The sequence below is a fragment of the Pseudomonas sp. B20(2017) genome, from assembly GCF_002113125.1.
Taxonomy (GTDB): domain Bacteria; phylum Pseudomonadota; class Gammaproteobacteria; order Pseudomonadales; family Pseudomonadaceae; genus Aquipseudomonas.
Genome location: NZ_NEJP01000015.1, coordinates 114,655 through 130,836 on the forward strand (window position 1 = coordinate 114,655; position 16,182 = coordinate 130,836).

The following is a 16,182-nucleotide window of genomic DNA, read 5'->3' on the forward strand; positions in this document are numbered from 1 at the left end:
AAGCCCGCTCCCACAAGTACGGCGACGCTCACAGATTGTATGTACGACACCAACCCTGTGGGAGCGGGCTTGCCCGCGAAGAGGCCGGCACAGTCAATACAGAACAGGAAGCTCAGCATACCCAGCCACAGGTGAAACATTCGTCACCAGCGGATTTGGCCTGCCGGCCGAAGCCACTTATCATGGCGCGCCCATCCGTTTTCCAAGAGTTGCTTATGCGCCGCCTGCTCACCGGCTGTCTCGTCACCCTGCTGCTGTTGTCCAACACCCTCGTGCTCTTTGGCCCGCTGATGGTGTTCGCCCTGCTCAAGCTGATCCTGCCGGGGCGCTTTCGCGACTACGCCTCGTGGGCGGTGATGTGGATCGCCGAAACCTGGGCGGAAATCGACAAGCTGATCTTCCGCCTGTGCATCCCTACTCAATGGGACATTCGCGGCGGCGAAGATCTGCGCAGCGACACTTCCTACCTGGTGATCAGCAACCATCAGTCCTGGGTCGATATCCCGGCGCTGATCCAGACCCTCAACCGGCGCACGCCGTTCTTCAAGTTCTTCCTCAAGAAAGAGCTGATCTGGGTGCCGTTCCTGGGCCTGGCCTGGTGGGCGCTGGATTACCCGTTCATGAAGCGCTACAGCAAAGCGTTTCTGGCGAAGAACCCGGAACTGGCCGGCAAGGATCTGGAAATCACCAAAGCCGCCTGCGAGCTGTTCAAGCGCCAACCGGTGACGGTGGTGAATTATCTGGAAGGCACGCGTTACACCGCTGCAAAAAGCACTCAGCAGCAGTCACCGTTCAGCCACCTGCTCAAGCCCAAGGCGGGCGGCGTGGCGTTCGTACTGGCGGCGATGGGCGAACAACTGGACGCGATTCTCGATGTGACCGTGGTTTATCCACAGCAAAAGATTCCGGGGTTCTGGGACCTGATCAGCGGCAATGTGCCGCGCGTGATCGTCGACATCCAGACCCGCGAGCTGGATCCGGCCCTGTGGCAGGGCGATTACGAAAACGATCCGGCGTTTCGCGAGAAGGTCCAGAACTGGGTCAACCAGCTCTGGACTCTCAAGGATCAGCGCATCGCCGAACTCAAGGGCGAGCGCCGCTGAGTCAACCGTTGGTGCCGGTGCCCCAGATGTTGCCCAGGCTTTGCAGCAACGAACCGCCAACACCCTGCTGACCGAGGTATTGCAGGAGGATCGGGGCAAACTGGCCGATCATGCCGCTGTCCATGCCCAGCGCACCGAAGGCGTTGTTCAGGTCATTGGTGTCCTTGACGTTGCCCAGCGCATTTTCCAGCCCGGCGGACTTGCCCGAAGAGCCGAGCAAACCGCTCAATGCCGCAAGGCTGCCAGCCCCGCCCGACAATTGATCGATGCCCGGGACTTCCTTGGCCAGTTCGGAATAATCGCTGCTGCTCAACTGGTTCTTCGCCAGCCCCAGCATCGCACTGGTGCCACCTACGGCCTGTTGTGGCGTCAAGTCCAGCGCGCTCAACGCACTCAACAGACCGGCGGTTTCCGAGGTCGGCGCAGCCGTTGCTGCCTTGTCACCGCCCTGCATGCCCGATACCACGCCGGCCACATCATTCAAACTGAAACCGGCAAACACCGGCCCTGCCGCCAGGGTCAGGAGCGATGCCAGGGCAAAACCGCGTGAAATCTTCATTCAGACATCCTCTTGTGGCGTGAAGATCGCCCGGTACTGGCGATCAAACTGCCGGTTTGACCGGGTAGGCGGCAGCATGTTCCGGCGTGCAACTGGATATTCACATCCTGTTTGTGAAGGAAGCGTGACGCGCTTTCAGCCGAAGGACCGACCCTTTATTTCTCACCCTCATAAAAAGGCGGGCGTTGATGCCGAAAGGATTTCTTTACCTGTCAGATATGACAGTTACCGAGTCATCGGAACTGGAATACGGTGAAGTGGCATCAATGATTCGGAAACAGCGAGGGTCAGGCGCCAGCCATTTGAATGGGAGATACGGCGATGGAAAAGCAATGCGTAGAGCGCAATGAAATACCAGACTCAAAAGTCTCGCCGATCATCTTCTGCATCGACCGGGGCCATCCGGACTTCAAACATATCAAAGCGGGGCGAAAGGTCACTTATGACCTTGTGCAAAGTGATAAAGGCCAGTTTTATGCAATCAACATCCGACTGGCTCAAGACGAGGACGTAGCCAGACCGGCTCGGTTCTCTAAGCTTTTGTAACGCGTCAATCAATCAAACGAAGCGGGAAGCACGAACATGTCAGATGAGAGAGTGAAAGGAACCGTCAAATGGTTCAATGATGAAAAAGGGTTCGGATTCATTACCCCACAAGGTGGAGGCGATGACCTTTTTGTCCATTTCAAAGCGATCCAGAGTGACGGCTTCAAAAGCCTTAAAGAAGGGCAGTCCGTGAGTTTCGTTGCAAGAAAAGGACAGAAGGGAATGCAGGCAGAAGAGGTTCGGCCGGAATAAAACACCCGAAGCCTTTCGTCTTCCAATAAAAAACGGCGACCCGAGGTCGCCGTTTTTTTATTGCCTCATCGCTTACGCCGCACTGAACAACTTGTGCGGATCAATCACAAACTTCTTCGGCACACCCGCATCGAACTCGCCGTAGCCTTCCGGCGCCTGGTCGAGGCTGATGACCTGCACGCCCACCACTTCGGCGATGTTGATGCGGTCCCACATGATCGCCTGCATCAGCTGACGGTTGTACTTCATTACCGGGGTCTGGCCGGTGTGGAAGCTGTGGGATTTGGCCCAGCCGAGGCCGAAGCGGATGCTCAGGCTGCCCATTTTCGCGGCGGCATCGACAGCGCCCGGATCTTCGGTCACGTACAGGCCCGGAATACCGATCTTGCCGGCCACGCGCACCACGCCCATCAGCGAGTTGAGCACGGTGGCCGGGGCTTCGGATTTGACGCCGTCGTGACCATGACCACGGGCTTCGAAACCGACGCAGTCCACCGCGCAATCCACTTCGGGCTCGCCCAGCAGCGCGGCAATCTGTTCGTGCAGCGGGGTGTCTTTCGACAAGTCGACGATTTCGAACCCTTGAGCCTTGGCGTGGGCCAGGCGGATGGTATTGACGTCTCCGACGATCACTACCGCCGCGCCGAGCAAACGGGCGGAGGCGGCTGCGGCCAGACCGACCGGACCGGCGCCCGCGATGTAAACGGTGCTGCCCGGACCAACGCCAGCGGTAACGGCGCCGTGGTAGCCGGTCGGCAGAATGTCGGAGAGGCAGGTCAGGTCACGGATTTTCTCCATGGCCTTGTCGCGGTCCGGCAGTTTCAGCAGGTTGAAGTCGGCGTACGGCACCAGCACGTATTCGGCCTGGCCACCGGTCCAGTCGCCCATGTCGACGTAACCGTAGGCACCACCGGCACGAGCCGGGTTGACGGTCAGGCAGACGCCGGTGTGTTGCTCCTTGCAGGAACGGCAGCGCCCGCAAGCCACGTTGAACGGAACGGACACCAGGTCGCCGATTTTCAGGTTTTCGACGTCGCTGCCCTTCTCGATCACTTCACCGGTGATCTCGTGCCCCAGCACCAGACCGACCTGGGCAGTGGTACGGCCGCGCACCATGTGCTGGTCGGAGCCGCAAATGTTGGTTGAAACCACACGCAGGATGACACCGTGCTCGATCTTCCTGCCGCGCGGATCCTGCATTTTCGGATAGTCGATTTTCTGTACTTCGACCTTGCCAGCGCCGAGATACACCACACCACGATTGCCAGACATGCTTTCACCTCGCTGTTGTTTTTATGGAACCGCGCCGCCCAGGCAGGCAGCGCGTTAAGTGCTCGGGTACAGATGCTGATTCTTGTGTTGCCTGTTATGGCCTCATCGCGAGCAAGCTCGCTCCCACAGGGGTACGCATTCCAATGTGGGAGCGAGCTTGCTCGCGAAAGCGATCTAGAGAACGACCGTGCGATTGGCGTTCAAAAACACCCTCCGCTCAATGTGATACCCCACCGCCCGGGCCAGGGTCAGGCCTTCGATATCACGCCCCTTGGCGATCAGGTCTTCGGGGTAATGACTGTGATCCACCGCCTCGACGCCCTGGGCGATGATCGGCCCCTCGTCGAGGTCGTTGTTGATGTAATGCGCGGTTGCGCCCACCAGTTTCACGCCCTTGTTGTAGGCCTGGTGGTACGGCTTGGCGCCCTTGAAGCCCGGCAGCAGCGAGTGGTGGATGTTGATCGCCTTGCCATCGAGCTTGCGGCACAGCTCCGGTGACAGCACCTGCATGTAGCGGGCGAGAATCACCAGTTCAGCGCCGGCCTCCTCGATCACCTGCCACACCTGCCGCTCCTGGGCCGGTTTGTCGTTCGGATCTAGGGGGAAATGGTAGTAGGGAATCTGGTGCCAGTCGGCCAGCGGCTTGAGGTCCGGGTGGTTGGAGACCACCGCCGCCACATCCATCGACAACTGGCCGATGCGCTGGCGGTAGAGCAAGTCGTTGAGGCAGTGATCGGCCTTGGAAACCATGATCACCACTTTTGGCCGGTAGTTCGGCGCGGTCAGCTCGAAGATCATGCCGAACGCCTGACCACGTTCGGCGAGGCCGGCGCGGAAGGATTGCTCGTCGAAGCCTTCGGGCTGACGGAATTCCACCCGAATGAAGAACCGGCCCGAGAGCCGGTCATCGAACGAGTGGTGCTCGGTGACGTAACAGCCCTGCTCGAACAGAAAACGCGTCACCGCGTCCACGGTGCCGAGAACGCTGGGGCAGTCGGCGGTCAGAATCCATGTATCCGGGGCGCGGCTCATCGTTTTCTCCTGGGGCTGGCCTCTGATCGTTCCCATGCTCTGCGTGGGAATGCCGCAATGGACGCTCTGCGTCCGTTCTTGGGACGCGGAGCGTCCCGGGATGCATTCCCACGCAAAGCGTGGGAACGATCATTACGCCTGAACGCTCAGGCCGTATTCGGCGGACGCATCCTGCAACCACAACCACCAGTAATCCGAGAAGCTGCGGCGGATCAGCAGTTCCCAGGTGTCTTCGGCGGTGTGGCGAATCATCAGCTGCGACTTGGCGAACACCGTGCCCACGGCCTTGCCGACCGGGAAGTTGTTCGGGTGCACGTCGTAGCTGGTGGATTTCATCAGCACCTGACGCACGTTAGGGCCACTCAGTTCGAGAATCTGCTGGCCGCCGCTGACGTTGACGATTGCGATGTGCAGATCGCCCAGCGCTTCGCGCAGTTTCTGCTCGGCGGCGAATTCTTCACCGCTCGGCACGATCAGCAGCCACTCGTCCGGGCCCATCCATTGCAGGCTAGTTTCACCTTTGACGATCACGCTCAGGGCGCCCGGCAACTCGATGCCCAGGGCCTTGTGCACGCCGGCAGCGAACGCGGCATCGTGGCCGTCGCCACGGATGGTCAGATGACCGAGGAGTTTCTTCTCGCGCACGGTCACGCCGGCGGTCTTGCGGCCCTTGCCGACCAGGCTGGCGAGGTCGGCGTGATGCAGCGACGACTCGGCCTTGGCCCCGGTGGTCGGGCGTTGTTGGTAAACGTTGGCTGCGGTCATAAAACACCTTCCTGAATTCTGTTTATTCCGGCGAATGTGGCGGCTGTTCTACCGCCTTCGCGAGCAAGCCCGCTCCCACATTCGACCGCATTCCCCTGTGGGAGCGGGCTTGCTCGCGAATCGGTCAGACGACTCGTTGCAACTGCCCGCCCACAAGGCCCGAGCCCTTTAGATGTTCTGGCGATCGCCTTTCGGATCGAAGAACACCGAAGAAACGATTTCCGCCTCGATCACGCTGCCGTCCGCCAGCGGTGCGAACACCCGCTCGCCCATGCGCTTCAGACCGCCCTTCACCACGCCCATGGCAAACGAATAGCCGAGGGAGTTGTGCGCGTAGCTGGAGGTCACGTGGCCGACCATGGTCATCGGGATCGACTGCTTGGTGTTGAACACCAGCTGTGCACCTTCCGGCAGCCAGACGTTCGGATCGATCGGCTTCAGGCCCACCAGCTGTTTACGCTGGTCACGCACGCAGTCTTCACGGTTCATGCCGCGCTGGCCGATCCACGAGAACGGCTTGGTGCGACCGACACACCAACCCATGTTCAGGTCGTCCGGGGTCATCGAGCCGTCGGTGTCCTGGCCGACGATGATGAAGCCCTTCTCGGCCCGCAAAACGTGCATGGTTTCGGTGCCGTACGGCGTCAGGTTGTACTGCTTGCCCGCCTCGACGATTTTTTCCAACACACCCATCGCGTAATCGGCCTGGACGTTGACTTCGTACGACAGCTCACCGGTGAACGAGATGCGGAATACCCGCGCCGGCACACCGCCGACCAGACCTTCTTTCCAGGTCATGAACGGGAACGCTTCGTTGGCCAGGTCGATGTCGGTCACGGCGCTGAGCAGCTTGCGGCTGTTCGGACCGGACAGGGTCATGGTCGCCCAGTGGTCGGTGACGGAGGTGAAGTACACCTTCAGGTCCGGCCATTCGGTCTGGTGGTACAGCTCCAGCCACTGCAGGACGCGAGCCGCGCCGCCGGTGGTGGTGGTCATGACGAAATGGTTGTCGGCCAGACACGCCGTCACACCGTCGTCGAAGACCATGCCGTCTTCCTTGCACATCAGGCCGTAACGGGCCTTGCCCACGTCGAGCTTGGTCCAGGCGTTGGTGTACACGCGGTTGAGGAACTCGCGGGCATCCGGGCCCTGGATGTCGATCTTGCCCAGGGTCGAAGCGTCCAGCAGGCCAACGCTGTCGCGCACAGCCTTGCATTCGCGTTTGACCGCGGCATGCATGTCTTCGCCGTTCTTCGGGAAGTACCACGGACGTTTCCACTGACCAACGTCTTCGAACTCGGCGCCGTTTTTCAGGTGCCATTGATGCAGTGCGGTGTAACGCACCGGTTCGAAGATGTGCCCGCAGTGACGGCCGGCTACCGCGCCGAATGTTACCGGCGTGTAGTTCGGACGGAACATCGTGGTGCCCATCTGCGGGATGGTCACGTTCAGCGAACGGGCGGCAATCGCCAGGCCGTTGACGTTGCCGAGCTTGCCCTGGTCGGTGCCGAAGCCCAGTGCGGTGTAGCGTTTGACGTGCTCGACCGATTCGAAACCTTCGCGGGTCGCCAGTTCGATGGCGGCGGCGGTCACGTCGTTCTGCAGGTCGACGAATTGCTTCGGCGCCCGGGAAGTACCTTTCTCGTGCGGCACCTGGAACAGCGCCAGGGTTGGTTCTTCGAGACGGCTCAGGGCTTTCGGCAACACGGCTTCAACGGTCTGGAAACCGGCTTCGGACGCAGCGCGCACGCCGCCTTCAAAACCGTCAGCCAGCGAATCGCCAAGACCGTAGACGCCGTTGATGCCACCGACGCACACGCGTTTCTGCGGTGCTTCGCCCGGCACGAAACCGAGGATGTCTTCGCGCCAGATCGGCTTGCCGCCAAGGTGCGACGCCAGGTGAACCACCGGGCTGTAACCGCCGGAGCTGGCGATCAGGTCGCAGTCGAGCCATTCGCCCGGACTGGTGACCTTGTGGCCTTTGACATCGATCGCCGCCACGCGGGCAGCGGTGACGTGCTTGCTGCCACGGGCCTCGATCACGGCGCTGCCGGTGAGGATGCGAATGCCTTTGGCGCGGGCTTCTTCGACCAATGCGCCGCGCGGATTGCTGCGGGCGTCGGCGATGGCGACCACTTGCAGGCTGGCGTCGAGCCAGTCCAGCGCCACCCGATAGGCGTGATCGTTGTTGGTCGACAGCACCAGCTTTTTGCCCGGTGCCACGCCGTAACGGCGCACGTAGGTCGACACTGCGCCGGCGAGCATGTTGCCCGGCACGTCGTTGTTGCCGTAGACCAGCGGACGCTCGTGAGCGCCGGTCGCCAGCACCACACGCTTGGCGCGGACGCGGTGAATGCGCTGACGCACCTGGCCGATCGGAGCGCGGTCGCCGAGGTGATCGGTGAGGCGTTCGTGAATGGTCAAGAAGTTGTGGTCGTGGTAACCGTTGACCGTGGCGCGCGGCAACAGCAGCACGTCCGGCGTGTTCTTCAATTCAGCGATGACACTGGCCACCCACTCCATCGCAGGCTTGCCGTCGAGGCTTTCGCGGGAGTCGAGCAGGCTGCCGCCGAACTCTTCCTGTTCATCGGCGATGATCACCCGCGCACCGCTGCGCGCAGCCGCCAGCGCAGCGGCCAGACCGGCCGGGCCGGCGCCGACGATCAGCACGTCGCAGTGCTGGTTCATGTAGTCGTAGGTGTCCGGATCGACCTCGGTCGGCGAGCGACCAAGACCGGCAGCCTTGCGAATGTACTTCTCGTAAGTCATCCAGAACGATTGCGGGTACATGAAGGTTTTGTAGTAGAAACCCGGCGGCATCAGCTTGCCGCCGACCTTGCCGAGAATCCCCATCATGTCGTTGTTGACGCTCGGCCAGCCGTTGGTGCTGGTGGCGACCAGGCCTTGGTACAACGCCTGTTGCGTGGCGCGCACGTTAGGAATCTGAGTAGCTTCGGTCGCACCGATCTGCAGCACCGCGTTCGGCTCTTCGGCACCGGCGGCGAAGATGCCGCGTGGACGCGAATACTTGAAGCTGCGGCCAATGATGTCGACGCCGTTGGCCAGCAGGGCTGCGGCCAGCGAGTCGCCTTCAAAACCTTTGTAGGTCTGGCCATTGAAGGTGAAGCTCAGCACTTTGTTGCGGTCGATCCGTCCACCGTTGGACAGGCGATTGGTCTGGCTCATACCTTCTCTCCCAGCGCCGTCGTGGCTGTTTTCGCAGTGTCAGCCTTGTCGGTGAATTGCGGCTTGGTGCCGATCTTGTAGGTTTCGAGAATCTCGTAGGTCACGGTGTCGCGGGTGACGTTGAAGTACTGGCGGCAACCGGCGACGTGATCCCACAACTCGTGGTGCAGACCGCGCGGGTTGTCGCGGAAGAACATGTAGTCGCCCCACTCCTCGTCGGTGCAGCTGTTCGGATCCAGCGGACGCGGAATGTGCGCCTGGCCGGATGCGTGGAATTCCTCTTCGGAGCGCAGTTCGCCGCAGTGAGGACAGAAGATATGCAACATGGGGATTTCTCCTGTTAGTGGGCGACAGCCGCAGCGCCGTGTTCGTCGATCAACGCACCGCTGTGGAAACGGTCGATGGAGAAAGGTGCGGCCAGCGGGTGCATTTCACCCTTGGCCAGACTCGCGGCAAACACGTTGCCCGAGCCAGGTGTGGCCTTGAAGCCACCGGTGCCCCAACCGCAGTTGAAGAACATGTTCGGGACCGGGGTCTTCGAAATGATCGGGCAGGCGTCCGGCGTGGTGTCGACGATGCCGCCCCATTGACGGTTCATGCGCACCCGCGACAGCACCGGGAACATCTCGACGATGGCCTGGATGGTGTGCTCGATCACCGGATACGAACCGCGCTGACCGTAGCCGTTGTAGCCGTCGATACCGGCGCCGATCACCAGGTCGCCCTTGTCGGACTGGCTGATGTAACCGTGCACGGCGTTGGACATGATCACACTGTCGATGATCGGCTTGATCGGCTCGGACACCAGCGCCTGCAGCGGGTGGGATTCGATCGGCAGACGGAAACCGGCGAGTTTGGCCATGTGCCCGGAGTTACCGGCGGTGACCACCCCGACGCGCTTGGCGCCGATGAAGCCCTTGTTGGTTTCGACGCCGATGCACACGCCGTTTTCCTTGCGGAAACCGATCACTTCGGTCTGCTGGATCAGGTCCACGCCCAAGGCGTCGGCGGCACGGGCAAAACCCCACGCCACGGCATCGTGACGGGCCACGCCGCCGCGACGCTGAACGGTTGCGCCCATCACCGGGTAGCGGGTGTTTTTCGAGCAGTCGAGGTACGGAATTTCGTCCGCGACTTGCTTGGCGTTGAGCAGTTCGCCGTCCACGCCATTGAGGCGGTTGGCGCTGACCCGACGCTCGGAATCACGGATGTCCTGCAGGGTGTGGCACAGGTTGTAGACGCCGCGCTGGGAGAACATCACGTTGTAGTTCAGGTCCTGAGACAGGCCTTCCCACAGTTTCATCGCGTGTTCGTACAGGTGAGCCGACTCGTCCCACAGGTAGTTGGAGCGAACGATGGTGGTGTTGCGCGCGGTGTTACCGCCGCCCAGCCAGCCCTTCTCGACCACGGCCACGTTGGTGATGCCGTGCTCTTTGGCCAGATAGTAGGCCGTCGCCAGACCGTGCCCGCCGCCGCCGACGATGACTACGTCGTAGACCTTTTTCGGGGTCGGCGTGCGCCACATGCGCTGCCAGTTTTCGTGGTGGCTGAGGGAGTGTTTGAAGAGGCCGAAGCCGGAATAGCGTTGCATAGTCATGTACTCCAGAACGCTCAGCGATAAACCGGGAAGTCAGCGCACAAGGCCGAAACCTGCTGGGCGACGTTGGCCTCGACATCGGCATCGCCGAGGTTGTCGAGGATGTCGCAGATCCAGCCGGCCAGCGTCACGCACTGGGTCACCTTGAAGCCGCGGGTGGTCACCGCCGGGGTGCCGATGCGCAGGCCGGAGGTGACGAACGGCGACTGCGGGTCGTTCGGTACGGCGTTCTTGTTGACGGTGATGTGCGCGCGACCGAGGGCGGCGTCTGCGTCTTTACCGGTGAGGCCCTGACGGATCAGGCTGACCAGGAACAGGTGGTTGTCGGTGCCGCCGGACACTACATCGTAGCCACGTTTGATAAATACGCTCGCCATCGCCTGGGCGTTGTCGATCACTTGTTGCTGATAGGCCTTGAAGCCAGGCTCCAGCGCTTCCTTGAAGCACACGGCCTTGCCGGCGATGACGTGCATCAGCGGGCCGCCCTGGGCGCCAGGGAATACCGCGGCGTTGAGCTTCTTCTCGATTTCTTCGTTGGACTTGGCCAGGATCAGGCCGCCACGCGGACCGCGCAGGGTCTTGTGGGTGGTGGTAGTGACCACGTCGGCGTACGGCAGCGGGTTCGGGTACAGACCGGCGGCCACCAGACCGGCAACGTGGGCCATGTCGACGAACAGCAGCGCACCGACCTTGTCGGCGATCTGACGGAAGCGCGGGAAGTCGAGGGTTTTCGAGTAGGCCGAGAAACCGGCGACGATCATTTTCGGTTTGTGCTCGACGGCCAGACGCTCGACTTCGTCGTAATCGATCAGGCCGGTGTTGGTGTCGATGCCGTACTGCACGGCGTTGTACAACTTGCCCGAGGACGAAACCTTGGCGCCGTGGGTCAGGTGACCACCGTGGGCCAGGCTCATGCCGAGGATGGTGTCGCCCGCTTGCAGCAGGGCCAGGTACACGGCGCTGTTGGCCGAGGAACCGGAGTGCGGCTGGACGTTGGCGTAATCGGCGCCGAACAGTTGCTTGGCGCGTTCGATGGCGAGGGCTTCAACCTTGTCGACGTGCTCGCAGCCACCGTAGTAGCGCTTGCCCGGATAACCTTCGGCGTATTTGTTGGTCAGGCCACTGCCTTGCGCTTGCATGACGCGTTTGCTGGTGTAGTTCTCCGACGCGATCAGCTCGATGTGATCTTCCTGACGTTGCTCCTCGGCATTCATCGCCGCCAGCAGTGCATCGTCGTAACCCTGGATCTGGTCTTGCTTGCTGAACATCGCGTCTCTCCCAGCGGCATCTGTGCGCCATTCGTCTCGGTAAGGCACGGCGTTCAGCCAGTGCCCTTTGATGCGATGGTATGGCCGGCGCAGGGAGGTCAAATGCCTACGGGCGCCACGCAAAGGTGCGTTTACGACATGACGTGAAAAGCCCTCGCCAGACTCCATCTCGAAAACACTGGAGAACCCTGTGGGAGCGGGCTTGCCCGCGAAGAGGGAGTGCCAGTCGACATCATTGCTGTCTGACCCGGCGCATTCGCGGGCAAGCCCGCTCCCACAGGGTTACAGGCAAGCCGTGCGTACTGCGACCAACAGGAGGAAATGTACGGGATAGAGGGCATAGGCCCAGCGGTGCATCGGAGGCGGCTGAAGATGTCGCGCATGTCGCAACAGGAACATTCCGAGCAGTGGCGCGATCAGGCAGGTCGCAATCCCGAGGATGGCGACGATGTTGCCGAACTGCGCGGATTCGTAGAGCACCCGCCATTGATTCGCGGCCAGACACACCAGGCCCGGCAGCAGGCTGAAATACCAGGGTTTGCGAAACACCAGCAACATCGCCAGTGGCAGCAGGACACCGAACAGACCGAACATCAGTTGTTCCGGGAACAACGCAGCCACCAACAAGGCGCTGAGACCCAGCAGTCGTGGAATCGCGCTTCGATCCTGCCAGCCCCGCGCCACCAGTAAACCCAGCGCCAGCGTGGGCATCACGTTCAAAGTGTCGGGCTCGGGAATGTACAAGCGGTAGGGAATCTCGCTGAGCAGGCTGAACAGCAACAACCAGCCCAGATAGCGCCATTCGGTCTTGCGCGCGCCATCACGGGCCAGATTCGCTGCCATCGCCAGGCAGAACCAGGGGAACGCCAGCCGTCCTGGCACATACAGCCAATCGGCGCTGATCCCGACATATCGCAGGTGATCGAGCAGCATGCTCAGCAGCGCCAGCCACTTGAGCAGATCGAGTGCGCCGTCGCGCTGGCTCAGGTGCATAATCGGCTCGCATCCTTGTAAAGTTCTGACAGCGACATCCCGTGTGCTCCCCGGATGATCTTCGGTAAAGTGCGCACCATCATTGACCAACGGAGCGCCACAAGCGCACCGACCACGGAAGCCGGCCATGACCGACAAGAGCCAACAATTCGCCAGCGACAACTATTCCGGTATCTGCCCTGAAGCCTGGGCTGCCATGGAACAGGCCAACCACGGCCACCAGCGCGCCTATGGCGACGATGAATGGACAGCCCGCGCCGCCGATTATTTCCGCAAGCTGTTCGAGACCGACTGCGAAGTGTTCTTCGCCTTCAACGGCACTGCCGCCAACTCCCTCGCGCTGTCGTCGCTGTGCCAGAGTTACCACAGCGTGATCTGCTCGGAAACCGCCCACGTCGAAACCGACGAATGCGGCGCCCCGGAGTTCTTCTCCAACGGTTCGAAACTGCTGATCGCCGGCACTGAAAACGGCAAGATCACCCCGGCCTCGATCCGCGAAGTCGCGCTCAAGCGTCAGGACATCCACTACCCGAAACCGCGCGTCGTGACCCTGACTCAGGCCACTGAAGTCGGCAGCGTCTACACCCCGGAAGAAGTCCGCGCCATCAGCGACACCTGCAAGGAGCTGGGCCTGAACCTGCACATGGACGGCGCGCGTTTCTCCAACGCCTGCGCATTCCTCGGCTGCTCGCCGGCAGACCTGACCTGGAAGGCCGGCGTCGACGTGCTGTGCTTCGGCGGCACGAAAAACGGCATGGCGGTGGGTGAGGCGATCCTGTTTTTCAACCACAAACTGGCCGAAGACTTCGACTACCGCTGCAAACAGGCCGGGCAATTGGCCTCAAAAATGCGCTTCCTGTCGGCGCCGTGGGTCGGCATTCTGGAAAACGACGCCTGGCTCAAATACGCCCGCCACGCCAACCACTGCGCGCAACTGTTGGCCGAACTGGTCAGCGACATCCCGGGCGTGGAACTGATGTTCCCGGTCCAGGCCAACGGCGTGTTCCTGCAACTTTCGGAACCGGCGATTGCCGCCCTGACCGCTCGCGGCTGGCGCTTCTACACCTTCATCGGCAAGGGTGGCGCCCGCTTCATGTGCTCGTGGGACACCGAAGAAGAACGCGTACGCGAACTGGCGCGCGACATCCGCGACGTCATGTCGGCCTGATCCCTCCCGCTCTGATCGTTGATCGTTCCCACGCTCCGCGTGGGAATGCCTCCCGGGACGCTCCGCGTTCCTGCCGCACCGCCGATTCAACGCCTGCCACCGTCATGACGCGGAGCGTCAAAGGCTGCATTCCCACGCGGAGCGTGGGAATGATCTGAGACCGCGTTACTTTCACTGCTTGGTCTACATTGTCTGTCGAGCCATCGCTCACATAACAATAAGCAGGAGCTTGCGCATGTCGCTAAAAGGCAAAACCTTGTTCATCACCGGCGCCAGCCGTGGCATCGGGCGCGAGATTGCGCTGCGGGCTGCACAGGACGGGGCCAATATCGTGATCGCGGCCAAGAGCGCCGAACCGCACGCCAAATTGCCCGGCACCATCCACAGCGTCGCCGCTGAAGTCGAAGCGGCCGGCGGCAAGGCCCTGGCGCTGCAACTGGATGTGCGTGATGAAGACGCGGTGCGTCAGGCGCTGGCCCAGGCCAATGAACATTTCGGCGGGATCGATGCACTGGTGAACAACGCCGGGGCGATCAAGTTGACCGGTGTGCAGCACATCGAACTCAAGCGCTTCGACCTGATGCACCAGATCAACACCCGCGCGGTATTGCTGTGCAGCCAGGCGGCCCTGCTCTACTTGAAGAAATCCTCCGGGCACATTCTCAACCTGTCACCGCCGCTGAATCTGGCCAGCAAATGGTTCGCGCAATACAGCCCGTACACCGTGACCAAGTACGGCATGAGCATGCTGACGGTCGGCATGAGCGAGGAATTCGCCAACTACGGGATCAGTGTGAATTCGCTGTGGCCGCAGACCATGATTGCCACGGCGGCGATCGAGTTTCAATTGGGCAACCGGGAGTCGTTCAAGCATGCGCGTACGCCGGCGATCATGGCGGATGCCGCCCACGTTATTCTGGGCAGCAGCGGACGACGGATTACCGGACGGTTGTTGATTGATGAGGAGATCTTGCGCGAAAGCGGTGTGACCGAGTTCGATCATTACCGCTTTGAACCGGGGAGCGATGCGAAGTTGATGACGGATTTGTTCGTCGATTGAACGACAAACCTGTGGGACCGAGCCTGTTCGCTCCCACAGGTTTCATGCCGGCATCAGTACTCGATACGAACATCCCCCTTCGGCACACTGCAGCAAGAAAGAATGTACCCCTCCGCCTCGTCGTCCTCGGTGATCCCGCCGTTGTGATCCATCTCCACCTCGCCGCCGAGCTTGAGCACCTTGCACGTCCCGCAAATGCCCATGCCGCAGGCTTTCGGGATCATCAGGCCGACCTTGGCCGCCGCCGCATGCACGGTCTCGCCCGGCGCAACGCGGATGCTCTTGTCCGAAGAGGTGAATTCCACCAGGTGCAGATCCGCCGCCGGGACTTCCGGTGCCTCTGCTGCCTGCTCCGCCTGCTCGACTGCATCGGCGCGGGCTTCCGGTGGTGTGGCGCCGAAGGACTCCTCGTGATAGCGCTTCATGTCGTAGCCGGCGTTTTCCAGCAGGCGTTTGACCGCCGTCATGTACGGCGTCGGGCCGCAGCAGAAGACTTCGCGCTCGAGGAAGTCCGGCACCATCAGTTCCAGCATCTTGTGGTTGAGGTAGCCGCGATAGCCGGCCCACGGCTCACCCAAGCCGTGCTTCTCGCAAATCAGGTGCAGGCTGAAGTTGTCGATCCGCGACGCCATGTGTTCCAGTTCGCGGTGGTAAATGATGTCTTTCGGCGAGCGGGCGCTGTGGATGAACGTCATGTCGACGTTGCCGTTGGTGTCGTAGAACCAGCGCGCCATGGACATCACTGGGGTGATACCGACGCCACCGCTCAGGTACAGCACTTTCGGACTCGGGAAATCGATGGCGTTGAACAGCCCGACCGGTCCGTGCACCGCCAGCTCCTGGCCTTCATGCAGAGTGTCGTGCAACCAGTTGGAGACTTTGCCCCCCGGCACGCGCTTGATGGTCACCGAAAAGCTGTACGGCACCGACGGCGAGCTGGAGATGGTGTACGAACGCATGATCGGCTGGCCTTCGATCTCCAGCTCCAGGGTGACGAACTGCCCGGGCTTGAAGAAGAACAGGATCGGCTGGTCGGCCATAAAGCAGAAGGTGCGCACATCCCAGGTTTCCTGGATGACTTTGACGCAACGGACGATGTGTCGGCCATTGGCCCAGGTCTGGGTGGTGACCGGATTCAGGAAGCTGTTCGACATGCTGTTCTCCACGGCCGACTGTCGGCCTTCATGTGGCGATTCTGCGTATAGCGCGAACGGCCCGTTTACCTATCCGCGACATTCACATACTTATCGCGACCAGCCCCCAACCACCGGGGGTTGCGCGTCGGGAACAGATTGCACCATGTCGCCCATGGATAAGGTTCCGGGAAGCGCCGGCCCCACACTCGCCCTCAACACAAACGGTTTCTTTACACCTTGCGCTG

General features: G+C 61.4%; 14 protein-coding genes. 4 read left to right on the forward strand and 10 right to left on the reverse strand.

Annotated elements, in window-relative coordinates; translation table 11 throughout:
- The first annotated feature begins 215 nt into the window (after positions 1-215).
- On the forward strand, positions 216-1,103 hold the full coding sequence (locus CAF63_RS21470) for an acyltransferase (RefSeq protein ID WP_085688545.1): 888 nt from the start codon (positions 216-218) through the stop codon (positions 1,101-1,103).
- Between the two features lies 1 nt (position 1,104).
- Here the strand turns inward: CAF63_RS21470 and CAF63_RS21475 are convergent, their stop codons facing one another.
- On the reverse strand, positions 1,105-1,662 hold the full coding sequence (locus tag CAF63_RS21475) for a DUF2780 domain-containing protein (protein WP_085688548.1): 558 nt from the start codon (positions 1,660-1,662) through the stop codon (positions 1,105-1,107).
- Positions 1,663-2,244: 582 nt separating this feature from the next.
- Here CAF63_RS21475 and CAF63_RS21485 point away from each other — a divergent pair.
- Positions 2,245-2,460 carry a cold-shock protein gene (locus CAF63_RS21485; RefSeq protein WP_085688552.1) on the forward strand — a complete coding sequence of 72 codons (216 nt, stop codon included), beginning with the start codon at positions 2,245-2,247 and terminating at the stop codon, positions 2,458-2,460.
- Between the two features lie 72 nt (positions 2,461-2,532).
- Here the strand turns inward: CAF63_RS21485 and fdhA are convergent, their stop codons facing one another.
- The 8 genes from fdhA to CAF63_RS21525 all read right to left on the reverse strand — a co-directional run bounded on the left by fdhA (position 2,533) and on the right by CAF63_RS21525 (position 12,573).
- Positions 2,533-3,732, reverse strand: a complete 1,200-nt coding sequence (gene fdhA / locus CAF63_RS21490; protein ID WP_085688554.1) for a formaldehyde dehydrogenase, glutathione-independent — start codon at positions 3,730-3,732, stop codon at positions 2,533-2,535.
- A 174-nt stretch (positions 3,733-3,906) separates the two neighbouring features.
- On the reverse strand, positions 3,907-4,764 hold the full coding sequence (gene purU, locus CAF63_RS21495; protein WP_085688556.1) for a formyltetrahydrofolate deformylase: 858 nt from the start codon (positions 4,762-4,764) through the stop codon (positions 3,907-3,909).
- Positions 4,765-4,896: 132 nt separating this feature from the next.
- The gene (locus CAF63_RS21500) at positions 4,897-5,529 is read right to left on the reverse strand and encodes a sarcosine oxidase subunit gamma (RefSeq protein ID WP_039768018.1); all 633 of its coding nucleotides are present in this window, start codon (positions 5,527-5,529) and stop codon (positions 4,897-4,899) included.
- A gap of 168 nt (positions 5,530-5,697) precedes the next feature.
- Entirely contained in the window at positions 5,698-8,715 is a 3,018-nt protein-coding gene (locus tag CAF63_RS21505; RefSeq protein WP_085654007.1) for a sarcosine oxidase subunit alpha, read from the reverse strand.
- A complete protein-coding gene (locus tag CAF63_RS21510; protein WP_011336273.1) occupies positions 8,712-9,041 on the reverse strand; it encodes a sarcosine oxidase subunit delta in 330 nt (109 codons plus the stop codon). Before CAF63_RS21510 ends, CAF63_RS21505 begins: the two co-directional genes overlap by 4 nt.
- A gap of 14 nt (positions 9,042-9,055) precedes the next feature.
- Entirely contained in the window at positions 9,056-10,306 is a 1,251-nt protein-coding gene (locus tag CAF63_RS21515) for a sarcosine oxidase subunit beta (protein WP_085688558.1), read from the reverse strand.
- Between the two features lie 20 nt (positions 10,307-10,326).
- Positions 10,327-11,580 (reverse strand): serine hydroxymethyltransferase, encoded by a 1,254-nt coding sequence (gene glyA / locus CAF63_RS21520; RefSeq protein WP_085688560.1) that lies wholly within the window; start codon positions 11,578-11,580, stop codon positions 10,327-10,329.
- A 282-nt stretch (positions 11,581-11,862) separates the two neighbouring features.
- Positions 11,863-12,573: a TraX family protein gene (locus tag CAF63_RS21525; protein ID WP_085688562.1), complete on the reverse strand. Its 711-nt coding sequence runs from the start codon at positions 12,571-12,573 to the stop codon at positions 11,863-11,865.
- Between the two features lie 127 nt (positions 12,574-12,700).
- Here CAF63_RS21525 and CAF63_RS21530 point away from each other — a divergent pair, with 127 nt between their 5' ends.
- Both CAF63_RS21530 and CAF63_RS21535 read left to right on the forward strand, forming a co-directional pair.
- Positions 12,701-13,741 carry a low specificity L-threonine aldolase gene (locus tag CAF63_RS21530; RefSeq protein WP_085688563.1) on the forward strand — a complete coding sequence of 347 codons (1,041 nt, stop codon included), beginning with the start codon at positions 12,701-12,703 and terminating at the stop codon, positions 13,739-13,741.
- Positions 13,742-13,976: 235 nt separating this feature from the next.
- Entirely contained in the window at positions 13,977-14,801 is an 825-nt protein-coding gene (locus CAF63_RS21535; protein WP_085688565.1) for an NAD(P)-dependent oxidoreductase, read from the forward strand.
- A gap of 53 nt (positions 14,802-14,854) precedes the next feature.
- Here the strand turns inward: CAF63_RS21535 and gbcB are convergent, their stop codons facing one another.
- Positions 14,855-15,955 carry a glycine-betaine demethylase subunit GbcB gene (gene gbcB / locus CAF63_RS21540; RefSeq protein WP_011336281.1) on the reverse strand — a complete coding sequence of 367 codons (1,101 nt, stop codon included), beginning with the start codon at positions 15,953-15,955 and terminating at the stop codon, positions 14,855-14,857.
- Positions 15,956-16,182 lie beyond the last annotated feature (227 nt).

What these genes read in the sequence shown, in the direction of transcription:
- CAF63_RS21485 (WP_085688552.1), top strand. Translation starts at nt 2,245, where the DNA reads ATGTCAGATGAGAGAGTGAAAGGAACCGTCAAATGGTTCAATGATGAA.
- CAF63_RS21510 (WP_011336273.1), bottom strand. Translation starts at nt 9,041, where the DNA reads ATGTTGCATATCTTCTGTCCTCACTGCGGCGAACTGCGCTCCGAAGAG.
- CAF63_RS21535 (WP_085688565.1), top strand. Translation starts at nt 13,977, where the DNA reads ATGTCGCTAAAAGGCAAAACCTTGTTCATCACCGGCGCCAGCCGTGGC.
- CAF63_RS21470 (WP_085688545.1), top strand. Translation starts at nt 216, where the DNA reads ATGCGCCGCCTGCTCACCGGCTGTCTCGTCACCCTGCTGCTGTTGTCC.
- fdhA (WP_085688554.1), bottom strand. Translation starts at nt 3,732, where the DNA reads ATGTCTGGCAATCGTGGTGTGGTGTATCTCGGCGCTGGCAAGGTCGAA.
- purU (WP_085688556.1), bottom strand. Translation starts at nt 4,764, where the DNA reads ATGAGCCGCGCCCCGGATACATGGATTCTGACCGCCGACTGCCCCAGC.
- CAF63_RS21515 (WP_085688558.1), bottom strand. Translation starts at nt 10,306, where the DNA reads ATGCAACGCTATTCCGGCTTCGGCCTCTTCAAACACTCCCTCAGCCAC.
- glyA (WP_085688560.1), bottom strand. Translation starts at nt 11,580, where the DNA reads ATGTTCAGCAAGCAAGACCAGATCCAGGGTTACGACGATGCACTGCTG.
- CAF63_RS21500 (WP_039768018.1), bottom strand. Translation starts at nt 5,529, where the DNA reads ATGACCGCAGCCAACGTTTACCAACAACGCCCGACCACCGGGGCCAAG.
- gbcB (WP_011336281.1), bottom strand. Translation starts at nt 15,955, where the DNA reads ATGTCGAACAGCTTCCTGAATCCGGTCACCACCCAGACCTGGGCCAAT.
- CAF63_RS21525 (WP_085688562.1), bottom strand. Translation starts at nt 12,573, where the DNA reads ATGCACCTGAGCCAGCGCGACGGCGCACTCGATCTGCTCAAGTGGCTG.
- CAF63_RS21475 (WP_085688548.1), bottom strand. Translation starts at nt 1,662, where the DNA reads ATGAAGATTTCACGCGGTTTTGCCCTGGCATCGCTCCTGACCCTGGCG.
- CAF63_RS21505 (WP_085654007.1), bottom strand. Translation starts at nt 8,715, where the DNA reads ATGAGCCAGACCAATCGCCTGTCCAACGGTGGACGGATCGACCGCAAC.
- CAF63_RS21530 (WP_085688563.1), top strand. Translation starts at nt 12,701, where the DNA reads ATGACCGACAAGAGCCAACAATTCGCCAGCGACAACTATTCCGGTATC.